The sequence below is a fragment of the Bradyrhizobium sp. 157 genome (genome assembly GCF_023073815.1).
Taxonomy (GTDB): Bacteria; Pseudomonadota; Alphaproteobacteria; order Rhizobiales; family Xanthobacteraceae; genus Bradyrhizobium.
This window is the reverse complement of record NZ_JADPKF010000065.1, coordinates 85,426-103,410: the sequence shown is the minus strand read 5'-3', so window position 1 is coordinate 103,410 and position 17,985 is coordinate 85,426. Positions and strand designations below refer to the sequence as shown.

Here is a 17,985-nt window from a genome sequence, read left to right as displayed (position 1 = left end):
CCCGCATGGTTTGCAGCCGGATGAGCCAACGGGTCGCGCGAACGCGCGCCCGATGACAGGCTCCGCGACACTCGGGGCCACTCTCGCGGTTTGATTCCCGGGTTGCGCTGCGCTCCACCCGGGCTACGAAATCTCACATCACGTCAAACAAAAAAGGCGGCCCGCTCGGGCCGCCTTTTCCATGTCGTCTCGATCGCGTCGTCAGCCGCCATTGCCGCCGATCACGGCGCGCACCGTCTCATCGGGTCCGAAATCCTCGGCGCCCTCGACGTAGAGCAACGCTGAGAGTTTCGAGCGCGCGCGGTTGACGCGGCTCTTGATGGTGCCGACCGCGCAGCCGCAGATGGCGGCGGCGTCCTCGTAGGAGAAGCCGGAGGCACCGACCAGGATTAACGCTTCGCGCTGGTCCTGCGGCAGCTTGTCGAGCGCTGTGCGAAACTCCTCGAACTCCAGATGCGCGTTTTGCGACGGCTGGGTCTTCAAAGTTTTCGCGTAATTGCCCTCGGCGTCCTCCACCTCGCGCCGCCGCTTGCGATAGTCCGAGCGAAACAGATTGCGCAGGATGGTGAACAACCAGGCCGGCAGGTTCGAGCCGGGCTGGAACGAGTCAATGTTGGCAATGGCGCGCAGCAACGTTTCCTGCACAAGGTCGTCCGCACGGTCACCATTGCCCGAAAGTGAGATCGCGAACGCGCGCAGGCTTGGTACCGACGCCAAAATGTCGTCGCGAAGAGAGTCCGTGAGAGGCATTAGTCCCTCCCGTCATTTTTTGCTGTTTCGTCGATCTGGGCCGCCGCCGCCTCCGGCCCGTCGAGCTTCCGGATCAGCTCCGCAAAGCGGTCCGGCACGCCCTGTCGGACCACATCGTCGTACATGGCACGGAGCTGGTGGCCGATCCTCGATTGAATCTCGGCATTGAGCCCGCCCTGCTTTTTTGCTTCCTTCATGGTCTGATCCACGCTTCCCCGAGAGTTAATTCTCTGTGGTTTCAAGAGGTTACCTCGAAATTGGGCCTAGCCGCCGCGTTATAGGTCAGAGGCTAATGCGAATATCTGCGGATGGTTCCGAAATCTGGGAACTTTTTCTGGAACTTTTTTGCCTTCCGCGAGTAGTCGGGGTGACAGGGGAACCGGGTCCCCCCGAATCGAGCTTAAGAAACCTTTAAATTGGCGCCGGACGCGGCGCTCCAGGTTACGTCCGCCCAGATGCGACCCTAAGTAACGGCCAAGGATACGGCCCAAGACAAGGATGGAATGGGGATGTCCCGATCACAGCTCGTTGCTGAACATCTGCCGCTGTTGCGGCGCTATGCCCGTGCGCTCACCGGAAACCAGGCCTCGGGCGATGCCTATGTGGCCGCCATGCTGGAGGCCCTATTGCAGGATGGCTCGCTGCTGGATGAACGGTACGGCCCGCGCGCCGGGCTGTTCAAGCTGTTCACCCAGATCTGGAATTCGGTCTCGCTCAACGACAATCCTGATGTCGCGACGCTGGCGCTGCCACCGGAGCGGCGGCTGTCGAACATCACACCGCTGCCACGGCAGGCTTTCCTCTTGCTGTCGCTCGAAGGCTTCTCCGAGGAGGAGGTGGCGTTCATTCTCAATACCGACATCGCCGAGACCCGGCAACTGACGGATACCGCCGGCCGCGAGATGGCGGCGGAAATCGCCACCGACGTCCTGATCATCGAGGACGAGACCTTCATCGCGATGGATCTCGAGAGCCTCGTGAAGAACCTCGGTCACAACGTCATCGGCGTCGCCCGCACCCATGCCGACGCGGTCGCGCTCGCCAAGAACAAAAAGCCCGGCCTGATCCTCGCCGACATCCAGCTCGCCGACGGCTCGTCGGGCCTCGATGCCGTCAACGAATTGCTGCGCGCGTTCGAGGTGCCGGTGGTGTTCATCACCGCTTACCCCGAGCGCTTCCTGACTGGTGAACGCCCCGAGCCTGCGTTCCTGATCTCAAAACCGTTCCAGCCCGCGATGGTTTCGGCGGTCGCGAGCCAGGCGCTGTTCTTCCAGCGCAACTCGCGCAATCGGACCCCGCGTGCGGCCACCGGTTGATCTAGGCCTCGTTGAGTGAGTAGGAATGCATCCGGCGCGCTCGACTAGCGCGCCGGATTTTTCTCGTCGTGTACATGCCGCAGCTTGTCTGCGATGAATCTGCGAATGGTGTGGGGGTAGAATTCGATGAGTATCGGGCTGATCGGCCTTCTCGACGATGTCGCTGGTATCGCGAAGGTAGCTGCAGCCTCCCTCGATGATGTCGCTAGCCAGGCCGCCAGGGCGGGCGCAAAAGCCGCAGGCGTCGTGATCGACGATACCGCGGTCACGCCCGGTTACGTGATCGGGTTCGAGCCGAAGCGCGAGCTTCCCATTGTGGGTAGGATCGCCGCAGGATCGCTGCGCAACAAGCTGTTGATTCTGTTGCCGGCCGCCTTGGTGCTGAGCTACTTCCTCCCCTGGACGATCACGCCGCTGCTGATGCTGGGCGGCGTCTATCTTTGCTATGAAGGGGTCGAGAAAGTGCTCGAAGCGGTCATGCCCCATCAGGCGCACCAGCATGAGGCCCAGCTCGGCTCGGTGTCGTTGAACGCTCAGTCAGTCGAAGACGAGAAGGTCGCAAGCGCGATCAAGACCGACTTCATCCTTTCAGCCGAGATCATGGCGATCACGTTGGCGGCGCTCCCAGCGGGGAGCATTTGGAAGCAGGCGCTCGTGTTGGCGGTCGTGGCGATCGGAATCACCGTCGCCGTGTATGGCGTGGTCGCGCTGATCGTGAAGGCCGACGATGTCGGCGTGGCTCTGGCGCGGAGCGACCGCGCCTCGGCTCTAGGCCGCGTGCTCGGACGCGGCATCGTTCGCAGCATGCCCCTGCTTCTGAAACTCCTCAGTGTGATCGGCACCGCCGCCATGATCTGGGTGGGCGGCGGCATCATCCTGCATGGCCTCGAGGTCTTCGGCCCGCCCGCGATCGAACACGCCGTCAAGGCGGCGGCCGAGGCTGCGGCGCACGCGGTGCCGCCCGTCGCCGCTATTGTCGAATGGGTGGTCGAGGCCGCCATCTCCGGTGTCATCGGATTGCTGATCGGCGCCGCATCGATTCCGGTCGTCGGGTTTGTCGTCGCGCCGGCGTGGAAAGCCGTGAAAGCTGTTCTGCAAGGAGGCCGGTAGGCCAGGTAGTGCGTGTCGAAGCGGCGCTCATTCTGGGCAAACCACTCGGCGCGCGTGAAGTCGTGGCGGATGGTGCTGGCGGCGTGACGCTGGCGTTGCGGAGGGCGCGATCGAAGCCGTGTGGCTCAACAGCCGCGGCAGATGCTGTTCACCTTGGACCTCAGCCTCGCTTCTTCCTGTTCCCACGACGGGCCGGGCTGGTTCGCGAAGCCGGGCCGGTTCGCGAATATAAATGGGATTGCCAATCTCAGATGATCTTCGTTCAGGTTCGGCGGAGGTATCGGAAACGGTTGGGCACGTTCGATAATCGCCAGGCTTTCTTCGTCGAGCGCGCGATTGCCGGTACTTTCCTCGAGCCAGCGAGAAACCAGTCCGCCATTGCGGTCCAGGACGAAGCCGACCTTGGCGGTACCGCGGTGGTCCGACGCTGCCGCTGGAAAACGCTTGCTGTTATCCAACCGGGCAATGATCTCCTTGTGCCATTCCTTGATCGTTTCGGACTGCGCAAAAGCAGGCATGGCGATCGTAGTAAGCAGGGCAATCAGGCTGATTCGGCGCAACATAGAAGACTCTGCAATTTTCAACGCGCCGGATCATATTCGCCTTTTGGTTGATTACAAGGCAGGCTGATCGGCTTGCTCGTGGCAGCGCCGATGCAGCGATGCGGGCTTCCGGCCCCTCGGCGCCGGACGATACCAAGCTGGTTCAGCGAGCCAAGCGTCCGCATGAAAGCCCTGGCAGCCTTCGCCCACAAGGGCGATGTTACAGCCGGCTACGTCGCGGGCGCCAGGCGCGGCTGACGCAGCCTACGTCACAGTTCGGCTGAGATCGCGCCCCGCGGCGTCACTGCGGCTCATAAACCTTCGTATAGTCGGTCCATCCGTTTCGATACCGGCGGCTTACCTCGGTACAATTGAGCTCGGCGCGCGCGCACTTTAACGTTGGCGCGTCGAGGCAGGATGCATATCGATTGAACTACCGGCGCAGCGCACGATTGTTCCTCCCGGTCGTCGGCGCCACCTGCCTCGTCACCTCGGTCAGCTATGGTACCTAGCAGCGTGCGGGCAAGCCTTTAGCGAATGCTCGCACGATCGGCGTCCCCTTAAATGAGAGGCCAGTGTCTGATGACACCGTCCGATAGAATCGCGGTCTTTATCGATGGCGCCAATCTATACGCGACCGCCAGGACACTCGGTTTCGATATCGATTACCGGCGTCTGCTCAAGGAGTTCCAGGGCCGTGGCGCGTTGTTGCGCGCGTTCTACTACACGACCGTTATTGAGGATCAGGAATATACATCCATTCGTCCCCTGATCGATTGGCTCGATTATAACGGCTACACCGTCGTCACCAAGCTCACCAAGGAATTCGTCGACGCCAGCGGCCGCCGCAAGGTGAAGGGCAGCATGCATGTCGAGCTTGCCGTCAATGCGATGGAGCTCGCCGGGCGCATCGACAGGATGTTTCTGTTCTCCGGCGATGGGGATTTCCGCCCGCTGCTGGAGGCGGTGCAGCGCCGCGGCGTGCACGTTACTGTCGTCTCGACCCTGACCAGCCAGCCTCCGATGGTGGCTGACGAACTGCGGCGTCAGGCCGACGCTTTTCTCGACCTTGCGGAATTGAAAGCAACGCTCGGGCGCGATCCGTCCGAGCGGCCGGGACTACGCGAAATCCGCCAGCAATTGCCGCCGTTCGCGACGCGCGGAGCGATCAATGGCGGTGGCATTGCGGGATGATTTCTGATTGGTCGATTGAACCGCGGGCTGCGGACTGACCCGAATTGTTGTTGCGTAGAGTTGGAATGGATCCCGCGCGGCCGCCGCACGCCTGTCTTTTTGTGCCGCGGTCTGTGAAGCAGTTCACCTCCGGCTTGTGAAGCCGGCGGTATGATTGCTTCTGCTGATACGCCGCCGATCCCGGAATTCCGCACGTTGGGACCGGGGTCGCCGGCGTTACCGAGTTCTCGGCCAGGCACCTCCCCCTGGCTCGGGCCACCAGCTTCGACGTGAAAGCTGGTCGGACTATCCGGCGCGCCACCTGCGCGCCGGATTTTTTCGGGCAAGGGGCCATGCACGCACTGACACGGAGGCTTCCAATCGGTTCGATTGCTTGTTGAACTGTGTGCCGCGCCCGCATAGGCTCGTTGCAACGAGAAAACAAACGGAAACGTCCCTTCGCCGATGCAGCCCGCCGAGCGGCCTTTCCCCCTCCGCCGGGGCCTGATTATCGTTGCGACCTTGGCGACCGCCTATGTCGCGAGCCATTTTTTTCGAGCCTCCAACGTCACCATCGGTCTCGACCTGATGCGCGATCTCGCCATCGGGCCGGAAGCGCTGGGGGCGCTGACCGGCGCGTTCTTCTTCGGCTTCGCCGCGATGCAGATCCCGTGCGGCTTCTTTTTCGACCGTTTCGGGCCCCGCTATACCGTGGTCGGCATGCTGATCGTGGCCTGCATTGGTGGCGCAATGTTCACGCTGGCGCCGAGCTGGCCGGTGCTGCTCACCGGCCGCGTGCTGATGGGGGCCGGCTGCGGCGTGATGCTGATCGGCAGCATGGTGGTGATCTCGCGCTGGTTTCCGCCGGATCGTTTTTCCACGCTAACCGCGATCGTGCTGTCGATCGGCCTGCTCGGCAACCTCGCCGCCACCACGCCGCTCGCCTGGGCGTCGCAGGCGGTCGGCTGGCGTCCGGTGTTCGGCGCCGTCGTCGTCTTCACCGCGCTCGCCACGATCGCGATCTTTCTGGTGGTGCGCGACGCGCCGCCCGGTCACCCGTTCCTGAGCCGCAAGGTGGAGCCGCCCGGCGAGATGCTCAAAGGCCTGGTCGAGGTGCTGCGTAACCCGCGCCTGAAACCGATCATGGCGCTGAACTTCTGCAACTACGCCTGCACCTTCACCGTGCAGGGCCTGTGGGGCGGCGCGTTCCTGCGCGAGGTGCATGGCCTCAGCCCGATCGCGGCCGGCAACGTCCTGCTCTGCGCAGTGGTCGCCTACCAGGTCGGCATGCTTGCCTTCGGCCCGCTCGACCGCCGGCTCGACACCCGCAAATGGATCGCCATTGGCGGTACCTCGGCGATCATTTTGCTGCTCGCGATTCTGGCGCTGTTCTCCCACCCGCCCGCCTGGCTACCGATCGGCGTCATCGTCGCCATGGGCTTCTTCTCCGCCTCCAGCACCATGGTAATGACCCACGGCCGCGGCATCTTCCCGGATCGGCTGATCGGCCGCGGCATCTCGACGATGAACACGTCGGTGATGCTCGGCGTCGCCTGCATGCAGACGCTCTCCGGCATCATCATCGGCGCCTTCGAGCCGCTCGCGAACGGCGCGCGCACGGAAGAAGCCTATCGCGCGTTGTTCGGCACGCTGACGCTGGTGCTGATCGTGGCGGTTGCGATCTACAGCAGATCGCAAGATGTGAAGCCGAGTGAGGAGATGAAGGCGGCGGGGCGATAGAAGCAGGCAGGCTTGAAAAAAAGCAGGGCGCGACCGGCATCACCACGGTCGCGCCCTACGTCGCCGGTCAATGGGGCAGGGGGAATAACCGGCTGCCAGGATGACTCCGAGCCCCCCAAAGTCGTTCCAGCCTCCGACAAATATTTTTGGGAATCTTTTTCATACACGGTTAAGTGATCGATAAGCATCGGACCTACGGCTACTCGGTTCGGGTTGTGTTCGTGATCGCCATGGGGCGAGGGACACCGAGCCATGTCACAGATTTTCAAAGCAATTTTTGCCCTTCTTGCCGTCTTCGCTACGTTTGGCGCCGTTCAGCTCGCTTCCGGTCACGATCTGGCCAGCCGGCTGAAGCTCGCCGCGACCTCACCCGGAACAGACATCAGCCGCGGAGCAGACATCAACCGCGCCGCCAAGGCCGACCGGGCGGCCGTCAAAGCCGCGGCGGGCCAGACCGAGACGATAACGATCCGGACCGTCGGCCTCGACGACACATCCGTAGTGGTACGTGTTCCCGTGGTTCAAGAGGAGGCGCGGAACCGCCCGGCGCCACCCGCCAAGCCAGACAACAAGCCTGACAAATCGAAGACGGTGATCGCCTGCGAACCGCCGGTCAGCGTGTTGACCGAAGTCGCAAAACTGCTTCAGCCCGGCCGCTGCGTCACCTGATCCGCGGCGTGAGGCAATCCGCCAAGCGAGATCTGTAGGGTGGGCAAAGGCGCGACAGCGCCGTGCCCACCATTCGAACCGTTCGGTGCAAGTGATGGTGGGCACGCTTGCGCTTTGCCCACCCTACAAACCGAGAGCTGATTTGCTCGCGCCGAAGCCAATTGGCACGACGGGCAAATCAATTCTGATTTTACGAAATCGCGTCAAGCCCGGGAATCAAAAATATTCCGCTTCCCCTGTCACGCAAATCATTTGCATAACTCCGCCCGTCTCACCCGATGGAGGGGCGGCTCGCGATCGTCACGAACGTGCGGTGAGATGCGATGGACGCGAGAGGTGCGCTAGACGTACGCGCCTGACGCGTACGGCGAAGTCGTGTGGTTCTGGCGCCGCGGTGCTGGCGTTAAGTCCCAGAGAAGCGAAGCTTCTCGGAGGCGACGGTGGCAAGAAAGCCGTTCACCGGGAAGAGCACGAAGTAAGCCGTAAAGCCATTGCGCAGGGAAGGCCGGGATGCTCCCGCTGTACCTGTATGCTCGTGTGCGTGTTCTTTTGCGCAATAGCACACGAGACCGCGGGTGCGGCGCGCACCCGGTCTTCCCTGCGCCCTCTGAACAAGCGGGCGGGAGGTTTTCTAGGCAAAACTCGGGCGCAATGCGCCGCGAGAAGGCCGCCTCATATTTCGTTATCGTCACACGCGAAGGCGGGTGACCCAGTATTCCAGAGACAGCAGTGATTGAACCGATAGGCCGCAGCGTACTGGATCCCCCGTTTTCGCGGGGGATGACAGCTTGTGGTGCTTCGGCACTCGTCGTTATTGCGACCCGTTGGCTCGCAATGATCTGGATGGGCTGTTGCGTGCTGGATACGCATGCGCGCGGACCGACGACAACTTCGTTATCTCACGACGGGCGAGTTCACCTACTCCGCCGGCGCCTCGCCGCTGCTTGCGTTGGCGCGGCTCGCGAGAAATCCGAGCGCCAGTCCGCCGATCGCGAGAATCGGGATCAGCCTCTTGACGCCGACGGCGCGGATCACCTGGATGCCGGTCGCGACCAGCATCGGATCGGACAGCACGGTCTGCGCGGTGGATTTCGCCTTCGCCGCCTGTTTGGCGCGCGCCTCGATCTCTTTCTTGCGCACCATGTAGAAGCCGGCCGCGATGAGCGCGACCACGAAGAAGATGGCGGCACCGGTGAGGCAAGCCTGCACGGGACCGTATCGCTCCAGCACGAACACGAAGGCCGCTGCGCAGAGAAAGGCGGCCGTGACCAGCAATGCCATCGCTGCCGCTGCCGCCAGCGAAGTCAGCCGCAACGCGGTGCCGGTCGATTCCTTGAAATCGTCGATCAGTCGCTGAAACATGGCCACGCCTCGATCTGAGAACCGCGTCAACAAAACACGCCGTAGCGCTCCATCGCCACGGGAATGCAAGAGACGATGCAAGGCATGGCTGTCCAGCCACGCGATCCGTCGCCAAACCTACCTACGCCACGCCACACCGATCAGAAAGCCGATCCCCAGCGCCAGGGCGACGGTTGCCAGCGGACGCTGCGTGATGGCGTCTTCCAGCGTCTCCTCGATCGAAGATGCGGCGTCCTGGGCGGCGTCCAGCATCGCGCTGCCGCGCTCGGACACGTCGTCGGCCACCTGTTCCGCATTGGCGCGCGCCTGCCTGAAGCCATATCGCGCCTGCTTGCCGGCGGTGCCGGCAAAACTGCTCAGCGCGTCGGTGATCTGCTCGGTCAGGGCTGCGATATCGTTTTTTACAGCGGTCATATCCTTCTGCAGGCGCTCGTAGGTCGCTTTGTCCGTCAGATTTTTCATGGCGGCGTCAGACATCGAAAGCTCCCGGGTACTGAGTTCATCCGCGGAACAAACGCCCAGTCCATTCGGAAGTTCCCGATCCGAAACTCGTTAGTCGTCCGGCAGTTGCGGCGAGTCCGGCGGCATCAAGTGCTCCTTCACGATCAGCGCGACGATCAGAAGCGGCGACGACAGGAACGCGCCCATCGGGCCCCACAGCCAAGTCCAGAACGCCACCGCCAGGAATACCGCAAGCGCGTTCAGTGCCAGCCGACGGCCGACGATCGTCGGCGTCAGGAAATGGCCTTCCAGGAAAGTCATCACGGCGAACATGGCCGGCGCCAGCAGCCCGGCGCTGATGGTCGGGAGCGCGACAATGCCGACCACGACCAGCACGGCAAACATTGCCACCGGGCCGATGATCGGAATGAAATTCAGGATCGCCGCCAGTGCGCCGAGACTGGCCGGGTTGGGCATGCCCGTGACCGCGCAGATCAGGCCGGTGGCGATGCCGACGCCGACATTGATCATGGTCACCAGCAACAGATAGTTGCCGAGATGCTCCTCGATCTCGTTGAGGATCCGCAGCGTCCGCAGCCGCCACGCCCGCTCGCCGAAATTCAGGATCAGGGCCCGGCGCAGGTCCCGCCAGCTCGCGATGAACAGGAGCAACGTCGCGATGAACAGCAGGAATTCGGCAAAGGTCGGCGACAGGAATTCCAATGTCGGCTGCACCCAGTCGACCTTCGGCAGATGCAATGTCGTGAGCGTACCAGGCCCGCCGAGCATGCTCTGCAACTCCTGCCAGAGCGCGAGCGGCCGGTCGAACACATGCAGCTTGTCCCTCAAAAGCGCTCCCAGCTCCGGAAGCTTGCCGCTCCATTCGATCGCGGGCGAGGCGATCAGGCCGACCGTGAAAGCGGCGGCGGCGCTGGTGGCAGCCACGATCAGCACCGCGGCGACCGCGCGCGGAATGCGGTAGCGCTCCAGGAGGCTGGCGGCCGGGGAAAGCATAGTCCCGACGATAAAGGCCATCGTGATCGGCAGAAGAAACGCCTTGGCAAGATAGAGGCTGGCGATGACGCAGATAATCAGCAAGCCGACGAGCGCGATCGCCACTACTTCGGTGCGGCGGATGACCGGCGGCAAATCGAGTTTGCTCTCGGGGACCGGCGTGCCTTCCTGCTCGTGGGGAACCTGGCGTTCACCGGGCAACGGCTTTGTCGGCGGGGATTTGGCGGCCAAAGGCTTGGCGGGCGAAGGCTTGGTGGGAATGACGCTCACAATGGTTTCCCCTCGCCCGAAGCGGCGGTGACACGGCAAAAGCGACGTCGCGAACCGGACTGCGATCATAACGTGACGCTAAGGTGCGAGTTCCAATCGCGCAGGCGTGAGCGGCGTCGCACTTGACGTGATGCGACGCGACATCGGCGGTTCGGAACCGCCGGCTTGTGGCCGCGTTTGTTGGTGCAGAGCATCCAATGATGCACACATCCCACGGGGCAGTCTCATGACACAGTGCTTCGATCGCCGGCTTTCGTCGTGCGTGGCGCGCGCGTTTGTCCTCGTCGCCGCCGTTTTGCTGATACCGTCGGCGCTCTCGAATGTTGCGAACGCGCAGACGCTCGGCTACGCGTCCACCCAGCCGAATGCTTATCCCGCCGATGAGGTGATCGCGTCCGACGAGGGCGCGACGCCCGAACGGCTTCGCCGCGCCGTCGTCCCCTTCGGTACGACGGAGGCGCCGGGTACCATCGTCATCGATACCGGCAACACCACGCTCTATTACGTGCTCGGGCAGGGCCGGGCCATCAGGTACGGCGTCGGCGTTGGCCGCGAAGGCTTTACCTGGGCCGGGGTGCAGACCATCAGCCGCAAGGCGGAATGGCCGGATTGGCATCCGCCGGCCGAGATGATCGCGCGCCAGCCCTATCTGCCGCGCTTCATGGCCGGTGGTCCCGGCAATCCGCTCGGCGCGCGGGCGATGTATCTCGGCACCAGCCAGTACCGCATTCACGGCACCAACGATCCCTCGACGATCGGGAAATTCGTCTCGTCCGGCTGCATCCGCCTGACCAATGAGGACGTTATCGACCTGTTCAACCGGGCCGATGTCGGCACCAAGGTCGTGGTGCTGCCGAAGAGCGCGCCGGTCATGGCGCGCGGCGGGGATTCCAGGACCGGCATCACGGCTCGTCCGGCCGCCGCGCATCCGCGCCCGGTCGCAATTGCTCCGTCGGGCCGCCAGGCGATGAATCTGACGCCGCCGGAGCTCAACTGAATCGATGCCTGGTATTGCGTGAGAGGAGAGCGTTGATGCGATCGGGAAAACTGGCGGCATGGGGCGCAGCCGCGCTGGCCTGCACGTCGGCACTGGCGCCTGCCGCGCAGGCGCAGGACTTCTTCTCGCAACTATTCGGCGGATTCGCCCGCCCGCGCCACCAGCCCTACGTCCAGATGCCCTTCGCAAATGACGACGGTCAGGTGTACGCGCCGCGGGGGGAGGGGCGTCGGCGCTATGCCGGCGGCGCTCAGGCGTATTGCGTGCGCACCTGCGACGGGCGCTATTTCCCGCTCACAGCGTCCGACAACGCAAACCGGGCGGCCTCCTGCAACAAGCTATGCCCGGCGAGCGAGACCAAGTTGTTCTACGGCAGCAGCATCGACGAGGCCGCGGCCGAAAATGGCAAGGCGTACTCGGAATTGCCGAACGCGTTCCGCTATCGCAACGAACTCGTCAGCGGCTGCACCTGCAACGGCAAGGACCCGGTCGGGCTGGCGCAGGTCAAGATCGAGGACGACCCGACGCTGCGCAAGGGCGACATCGTCGCCGGCGAGAACGGCCTCCTGGTCGCGGGCCGCAGCGGCGACAAGCGCGGCGCAGAACTGAACTTCTCACCCGCATCAGAAAAGGTCCGCGCCAAGTATGGGCGCGTGCCCGTGGTGGCGCGGGATTGAGGATTGTGGGTGCCTAATTCCGTCATGGCCGGGCTTGACCCGGTCATCCATCCATCTTCAGAAGATTCGTGCGAAGGGCGATGGATGCCCGGGTCAAGCCCGGGCACGACGAGTCTTTACGCTGCGCGGATCTTGCCGAGAACGCGGTGACCTATTGCGTCTCCAGCATCTGGGAAGCCTGCTTGACGCCCTCGGCGACGGCCGCTGCCGCGTAGGCGTCGGCCTTCGCGCCGACTGCGATTTTCCAAGCGAGCTCGGTTCCGTGGCGCGGAACCCGGCGCGCTTGTTCACGTTAACAAAACACTACCAGCACATTTTCCGGCCAACGCCGAAGGGGGCTCCGCATGCTTGTCAGTGTACTCATCACGTTCCTGGTCGTTATCCTCGTCCTCTATCTCATCAACCTGCTGCCGCTCGACGGCCGCGCCAAGCAGATCGCTCGCGTCGTGGTGATCATTCTGGGCGTGATCTCGCTGTTGAGATACATCGCGGTGATATAGCCGCAGCCAGCAACGAAAAGGCCCCGGCGCAGGCCGGGGCTCTTTTGCTCGGGAGCGTGTTCCTCCCTTCCTACTTCAAGGTCTTGAACCAGTCGTCCACGTCCTTGCGGATCTGGTCCTTGGCGAAGCCGTAGCGCTCCTGCAGCTTGCCTTCGAGTTGTTCTCGGCTTCCCTCGATCACGTTGAGATCGTCATCGGTGAGCTTGCCCCACTTCTGCTTGGCCGCGCCCTTGAACTGCTTCCAGTTGCCTTCAACCCTGTTCCAATCCATCGTCATCTCCTCCTCTATTGAGATGACGATCAACGGCGAGCCGCGCCGGACGTTCCGGCCGGAACCGCGGCATCATGACATGGCTCAGCCCGCCGCCTTTGCCTCGCGGCGCCGCGCGGTGAGGATGTATTCGGTGTAGCCGTTCGGCTGCTCGCGGCCCTTGAAGACGAGATCGCAGGCGGCCTGGAAGGCAACGCCGTCAAACGAAGGCGCCATCGGCTTGTAGAGCGGATCGCCGGCATTCTGCTTGTCGACCACGACCGCCATGCGCTTTAGCGACTCCATCACCTGGTCCTTGCTGACGACGCCATGCGCTAGCCAGTTCGCCAGATGCTGGCTGGAAATCCGCAACGTCGCACGGTCTTCCATCAGGCCGACGTCATGGATGTCGGGCACCTTGGAGCAGCCGACGCCCTGATCGATCCAGCGCACGACATAGCCGAGAATGCCTTGGCAATTGTTGTCGATCTCCTGCTTGACGTCATCAGGCGCCCAGTTCGACTGCGATACCGGAATGGTGAGGATATCGGAGAGTTTTGCGCGCGGGCCGCCCTTGGCGAGCTCTTCCTGTCGCGCGATCACATTGATCTGGTGATAATGCAGCGCGTGCAGCGTGGCAGCCGTCGGCGAGGGCACCCATGCCGTGGTCGCGCCGGCCTGCGGATGGCCGAGCTTCTGGCTGAGCATGTCAGCCATCTTGTCGGGCGCCGCCCACATGCCCTTGCCGATCTGGGCATGGCCGGGCAAGCCGTCGATCAGGCCCATGTCGACATTCCAGTCCTCATAGGCCTTGATCCAGGGCTGCGCCTTCATGTCGTTCTTGCGGATCATCGGACCCGCTTCCATCGAGGTGTGAATCTCGTCGCCGGTGCGGTCGAGGAAGCCGGTGTTGATGAAGCAGATGCGCTTCGATGCGTTCTGGATGCAGGCCTTGAGGTTGACCGTGGTGCGGCGCTCCTCGTCCATGATGCCGACCTTCATGGTGTTCTCGGGCAGTCCGAGCAGCTTTTCCACTTCGCCGAACAATTCACAGGTCAGCGCGACTTCAACGGGGCCGTGCATCTTCGGCTTGACGATATAGACCGAACCGGTGCGGCTATTCCTGACTTTCGAATTGCCCTTGAGATCGTGGATCGCGAGCAGGCCGGCGACCGCAGCATCCAGCAGCCCTTCCGGAATCTCCTCGCCCTTTTCATCGAGCACCGCATCGGTGAACATGTGATGGCCGACATTGCGCATCAGCAGCAGGCTGCGGCCGTGCAGCGTCAGCTCCTTGCCGTCGGGCGTCTTGTAGACGCGGTCGGGATTGAGCGAACGCTTCACCGTCTTGCCGCCCTTTTCGAAATCGGCCGAGAGTGTGCCGTTCATCAAACCGAGCGTGTTACGATAGACCAGCACTTTGTCCTCGGCGTCGACGGCGGCAACCGAGTCTTCCATGTCGAGAATGGTCGAGACCGCCGATTCCAGGATCATGTCGGCGACGCCGGCCGGATCGTCCTTGCCGATCGCGTGGTTGCGATCGATCTTCACTTCGACATGCATGCCGTTGTTGACCAGCAGGACGGCGGAAGGCTGGGCGGCATCGCCCTGGTATCCGGCGAACTGCGAGGCAGATTTTAGCGCGGTGGCATTGCCGCTCTTGAGCTTCACCGCGAGCTGGCTGGCAATCACACTATACGAGGTCACGTCGGTGTGGCTGCCAGTCGCCAGCGGCACCGCGGCATCGAGGAAGGTCTTGGCCTTGGCGATCACCTTGTCGCCGCGCGCCTTGTTGTAGCCCTTGCCGCTTTCGCTCGGATCGTGCGGAATCGCGTCGGTGCCGTAAAAGGCGTCGTACAGTGAGCCCCAGCGCGCATTCGCCGCGTTCAGCGCGTAGCGGGCATTGGTCAGGGGAACGACGAGCTGCGGCCCGCAGATCTTGCCGATCTCCTCGTCGACATCTGATGTCTCAACCTGCTTCGTGGCCGGCTCGGGCAGGAGATAACCGATCTCCTTCAGGAACACCGTATAGGCGTTCATGTTGAAAGCCTTGCCCTTATTGGCGCGATGCCAGCCGTCGATCTTGGCCTGCAGCGCGTCGCGGAAGGCGAGCAGCTCACGATTTTTCGGCCCGAGCTTTTTGACGATGGCGGCGACGCCGGCCCAGAATGCATCGGGCGAAACCCCGGTCTTAGGAGTCGCCTCCTTGGCGATGAAGTCGAACAGGACGGGGGCGATCTTCAATCCGTGGGCATCGACACGATTCATGATGGGCTTTCTCGATAGAAATTGGCGTTCAAACGCAGTTTTCGGAGTGAAAACAGCAAAAAGCGCGCCAAAAAAGGGCAGCGTTGGCCGCCCTTTTAGCCCTAAAGCCGGGTCGATGAGAAGGCCCCAAAAAGCCTAGATATTGGCGGCGAGATCGACCAGTTCGTCGAACAGGATGCCGGTCTCCGCCAGCATTCGCTCGATCTCGTCGGTTGCGTCCGAAACCGTTCGCGCAGAAGTGTCGATGCGCAGCTCCGCCTGGGCCGGCGGCTGGTAGTCGTTGCCGATGCCGGTGAAGGCCTGCAACGTGCCGGCGCGCGCCTTGGCGTAATGGCCCTTGGGGTCGCGGCTCTCGCAGACTTCCGCCGGCGTCGCGACATAGATCTCGCGGAACGAGGTGTCAGCGATGCGACGCGCAGCGGCGCGATCGTCCACCGATGGCGAGACCGCGGCGACGACAGCGATGTGGCCGTTGCGCGCCAGATGAGTCGCAACTTCCGCCAGCCGGCGGATGTTTTCGGTGCGGTCCTGTGCGGAGAAGCCGAGATCGCCGTTGAGGCCGGCGCGCAGCGTGTCGCCATCGAGCAGGATGGGCGAACCGCCGCGCGAAAACAGCCGTCGCTCGAGTGCGCGCGCCAGTGTCGATTTACCCGAACCCGGCAAGCCGGTCAGCCAGATCACCGCGCCGTTGTGGCGGTAGCGCGCCGAGCGCTCTTCGGGACGCAATGCGGATTCCACCGGCACGATGTCGATCGGAATGGCGCGCTGTCCGGCGTCGACCGACAGCACGAGGCCGCCGCCGGCGATGCGGCCATTGATCTCGATTACCAGTCGACCGGTGCGCGAATTTTCCTGATAGGGATCGGCCGCGATCGGCTGCGCCAGCGAGATGTCGATTTCGCCGACATGATTGCGCGCGATCGCCGTGGTCTCCTCGTTGGAGAGCTCACCGGGATCGACCGCCTTCTCGATCGCCACCACGCTGGCGCGGGTTTCCCGTGTGCCGAGGCGGATCAGGATCTGGTCGCCTTTCGACAGCGGCTTGTCGTGCAGCCAGAAAATCCGCGCGCGAACGCGCCGCGTGTCGCGCGGCGTTGCGCCGGCATGGGCGATGACGTCGCCGCGCTCAATGAACAATTCACGGTCGAGCGTGATGCCGACCGAGCGGCCGGCGCCGTGGCTGCCCTTCAATGGCGTCAGCGGCCAGCTCTCCACCGTCTTGATCTTCGCGATCTTGCCGGCGGGCATGATGACGATTTCATCGCCGGCACTCAGCTGCCCGGACTCGATGCGGCCCGCAACAATGCGGCGGTCGTCGAATTTGTAGATCGCCTGCACCGGCAGCCGCAGCGCCAGTTGCTCCAACGGCCGCGCCGGCTCGAGCGCGTCGAGCGCTTCGACGACGGTTGGTCCCTGATACCAGCCGATCCGTGGGGTCTGCTCCGCAACGCCGTCACCGTCGCGCGCGGAAATCGGAATCACAGCCGAAGGCGTCACGCCAAGGCCAATCAGATGCGCCGAAATCTCGTCGCTGATCTCCTTGAAGCGATCCGCGCTGAAGTCGACGCGGTCCATCTTATTGACGACGATCGCGACCTGCTTGATGCCCAACAGATGCAAGAGATAGCCGTGACGCCGGGTCTGATCGCGCACGCCTTCCAGCGCGTCGATGATCAGCACCGCACCGTCGGCCTGCGAGGCGCCGGTGATCATGTTGCGCAGGAACTCGGCATGGCCGGGCGCGTCGATCAGCACGACGTCGCGCGAGCGGGTGCGGAAGCGGATTTGCGTGGTGTCGATGGTGATGCCCTGGTCGCGCTCCGTCTGCAGCGCATCGAGCAGGAACGACCATTCGAATGGCATGCCGCGCCGCGCGCTGACGGCTTTGAGCATCTCTAGCTTGCCCTCGGGCAGGCTGCCGGTCTCGTGCAGCAGGCGGCCGACCAGCGTGGATTTGCCGTGATCGACGTGGCCGACGATGACGATGCGGACTTGCGGGCGGGTGGTGCCGTTCGGTGTTGCCGAAACGCTGGCAGGCAGGATCATGTTCATCGCAACGCTCACAGCAAATGTCCGTTAGAGATAGCCGGCGACGCGCAGCCGCTCGAACGCATCTTCGGTTTCGTGATCGAGCGCACGGCCGGCGCGCTCCGGCACCTTTGTGCCGTCGAGCTCGGCGAGGATCTCGTCGATGTTGGAGGCGGTCGACGCCACCGGATTGGTGATGTCCTGATCGCCCAGCGAGCGATAGCGCTTGCCATCCTTCGAAAGATACAGCGGGATGATCGGAATATTTTCGCGCTTGGTGTAGGCCCAGATGTCGGCCTCGGTCCAATGCAGGATCGGGTGAACGCGCAAATGTGCGCCTTGCGGCACTGATGCGTTGAACTGATCCCAGAACTCCGGGGGCTGGTCGCGCACATCCCAGCCGCCTTCGAGCCCGCGCGGCGAGAACACGCGCTCCTTGGCGCGCGTCGCCTCTTCATCGCGGCGAATGCCGGCGATCAATCCGTCAAAACCATATTTGGTTAGCGCCCACTTCAGTCCTTCAGTCTTGCGGGCGGCAGAACGCGCGGCCGGCGGCAAGGTTGGATCGACCGCGTCGATCGGCGGGCAGGGCTCGATCTTCAGATCCAGATCCCACTCTTTTCCGAAGCGGTCGCGGAATGCATACATCTCCGGAAATTTCTTGCCGGTATCGACATGCAATGCCGGAAACGGCACGCGGCCGAAGAAGGCCTTGCGCGCCAGCCAGATCATCACGTTGGAATCTTTCCCGAGCGACCACAGCAGCGCGAGTTTTTTCAACCGCGCAAACGCCTCGCGCAGAATGTAGATGCTCTGCGCCTCGAGCTCGTCGAGATGATCCATCGAAGGCGGCGGCAGCCGTGCGTCAGCGAGAATTT

18 protein-coding genes are annotated in these 17,985 nt (G+C 63.2%); 8 read left to right on the top strand and 10 right to left on the bottom strand.

Features of this window, described 5'->3' with window-relative positions; genetic code table 11:
* Positions 1 to 201 precede the first annotated feature (201 nt).
* Both IVA95_RS14135 and IVA95_RS14130 read right to left on the bottom strand, forming a co-directional pair.
* Complete coding sequence (locus tag IVA95_RS14135) at positions 202 to 750, bottom strand: sigma-70 family RNA polymerase sigma factor (protein WP_028349310.1); 549 nt, start codon at positions 748 to 750, stop codon at positions 202 to 204.
* Positions 750 to 947, bottom strand: coding sequence for a NepR family anti-sigma factor (locus IVA95_RS14130; protein WP_057841045.1), 198 nt, complete (start codon positions 945 to 947; stop codon positions 750 to 752). Before IVA95_RS14130 ends, IVA95_RS14135 begins: the two co-directional genes overlap by 1 nt.
* A 312-nt stretch (positions 948 to 1,259) precedes the next feature.
* Between IVA95_RS14130 and IVA95_RS14125 the strand changes: the two genes are divergently transcribed.
* Both IVA95_RS14125 and IVA95_RS14120 read left to right on the top strand, forming a co-directional pair.
* Positions 1,260 to 2,066, top strand: a complete 807-nt coding sequence (locus tag IVA95_RS14125) for a response regulator (protein WP_247511028.1) — start codon at positions 1,260 to 1,262, stop codon at positions 2,064 to 2,066.
* A 126-nt stretch (positions 2,067 to 2,192) separates the two neighbouring features.
* The gene (locus IVA95_RS14120) at positions 2,193 to 3,176 is read left to right on the top strand and encodes a DUF808 domain-containing protein (protein WP_247511027.1); all 984 of its coding nucleotides are present in this window, start codon (positions 2,193 to 2,195) and stop codon (positions 3,174 to 3,176) included.
* Positions 3,177 to 3,301: 125 nt separating this feature from the next.
* Here the strand turns inward: IVA95_RS14120 and IVA95_RS14115 are convergent, their stop codons facing one another.
* Entirely contained in the window at positions 3,302 to 3,739 is a 438-nt protein-coding gene (locus tag IVA95_RS14115) for a TonB family protein (RefSeq protein WP_247511026.1), read from the bottom strand.
* A 561-nt stretch (positions 3,740 to 4,300) separates the two neighbouring features.
* Between IVA95_RS14115 and IVA95_RS14110 the strand changes: the two genes are divergently transcribed.
* The 3 genes from IVA95_RS14110 to IVA95_RS14100 all read left to right on the top strand — a co-directional run bounded on the left by IVA95_RS14110 (position 4,301) and on the right by IVA95_RS14100 (position 7,300).
* Positions 4,301 to 4,912, top strand: coding sequence for an NYN domain-containing protein (locus IVA95_RS14110; RefSeq protein WP_213248483.1), 612 nt, complete (start codon positions 4,301 to 4,303; stop codon positions 4,910 to 4,912).
* A 444-nt stretch (positions 4,913 to 5,356) separates the two neighbouring features.
* A complete protein-coding gene (locus IVA95_RS14105) occupies positions 5,357 to 6,631 on the top strand; it encodes an MFS transporter (RefSeq protein ID WP_247511025.1) in 1,275 nt (424 codons plus the stop codon).
* 252 nt (positions 6,632 to 6,883) lie between these two features.
* On the top strand, positions 6,884 to 7,300 hold the full coding sequence (locus IVA95_RS14100; RefSeq protein WP_213248479.1) for a hypothetical protein: 417 nt from the start codon (positions 6,884 to 6,886) through the stop codon (positions 7,298 to 7,300).
* A 918-nt stretch (positions 7,301 to 8,218) separates the two neighbouring features.
* Here the strand turns inward: IVA95_RS14100 and IVA95_RS14095 are convergent.
* The 3 genes from IVA95_RS14095 to IVA95_RS14085 form a co-directional block, all read right to left on the bottom strand.
* Positions 8,219 to 8,662: a hypothetical protein gene (locus IVA95_RS14095; protein WP_247511024.1), complete on the bottom strand. Its 444-nt coding sequence runs from the start codon at positions 8,660 to 8,662 to the stop codon at positions 8,219 to 8,221.
* A gap of 117 nt (positions 8,663 to 8,779) precedes the next feature.
* The gene (locus tag IVA95_RS14090) at positions 8,780 to 9,139 is read right to left on the bottom strand and encodes a DUF883 family protein (protein ID WP_247511023.1); all 360 of its coding nucleotides are present in this window, start codon (positions 9,137 to 9,139) and stop codon (positions 8,780 to 8,782) included.
* Between the two features lie 75 nt (positions 9,140 to 9,214).
* Positions 9,215 to 10,318, bottom strand: a complete 1,104-nt coding sequence (locus IVA95_RS14085; protein ID WP_247511087.1) for an AI-2E family transporter — start codon at positions 10,316 to 10,318, stop codon at positions 9,215 to 9,217.
* 295 nt (positions 10,319 to 10,613) lie between these two features.
* Between IVA95_RS14085 and IVA95_RS14080 the strand changes: the two genes are divergently transcribed.
* From IVA95_RS14080 to IVA95_RS14070, 3 genes are all read left to right on the top strand, one after another.
* The gene (locus IVA95_RS14080; protein WP_247511022.1) at positions 10,614 to 11,384 is read left to right on the top strand and encodes a L,D-transpeptidase; all 771 of its coding nucleotides are present in this window, start codon (positions 10,614 to 10,616) and stop codon (positions 11,382 to 11,384) included.
* 35 nt (positions 11,385 to 11,419) lie between these two features.
* Positions 11,420 to 12,061: a DUF2865 domain-containing protein gene (locus tag IVA95_RS14075; RefSeq protein WP_247511021.1), complete on the top strand. Its 642-nt coding sequence runs from the start codon at positions 11,420 to 11,422 to the stop codon at positions 12,059 to 12,061.
* 344 nt (positions 12,062 to 12,405) lie between these two features.
* On the top strand, positions 12,406 to 12,561 hold the full coding sequence (locus IVA95_RS14070) for a Thivi_2564 family membrane protein (RefSeq protein WP_214489201.1): 156 nt from the start codon (positions 12,406 to 12,408) through the stop codon (positions 12,559 to 12,561).
* A gap of 70 nt (positions 12,562 to 12,631) precedes the next feature.
* Here the strand turns inward: IVA95_RS14070 and IVA95_RS14065 are convergent, their stop codons facing one another.
* From IVA95_RS14065 to cysD, 4 genes are all read right to left on the bottom strand, one after another.
* Positions 12,632 to 12,832: a CsbD family protein gene (locus IVA95_RS14065; protein WP_247511020.1), complete on the bottom strand. Its 201-nt coding sequence runs from the start codon at positions 12,830 to 12,832 to the stop codon at positions 12,632 to 12,634.
* Positions 12,833 to 12,916: 84 nt separating this feature from the next.
* A complete protein-coding gene (locus IVA95_RS14060) occupies positions 12,917 to 15,079 on the bottom strand; it encodes a malate synthase G (RefSeq protein ID WP_247511019.1) in 2,163 nt (720 codons plus the stop codon).
* A gap of 135 nt (positions 15,080 to 15,214) precedes the next feature.
* Entirely contained in the window at positions 15,215 to 17,131 is a 1,917-nt protein-coding gene (gene cysC / locus IVA95_RS14055) for an adenylyl-sulfate kinase (protein ID WP_247511018.1), read from the bottom strand.
* A 24-nt stretch (positions 17,132 to 17,155) separates the two neighbouring features.
* Complete coding sequence (gene cysD, locus IVA95_RS14050; RefSeq protein ID WP_247511086.1) at positions 17,156 to 17,950, bottom strand: sulfate adenylyltransferase subunit CysD; 795 nt, start codon at positions 17,948 to 17,950, stop codon at positions 17,156 to 17,158.
* Positions 17,951 to 17,985: the final 35 nt, after the last annotated feature.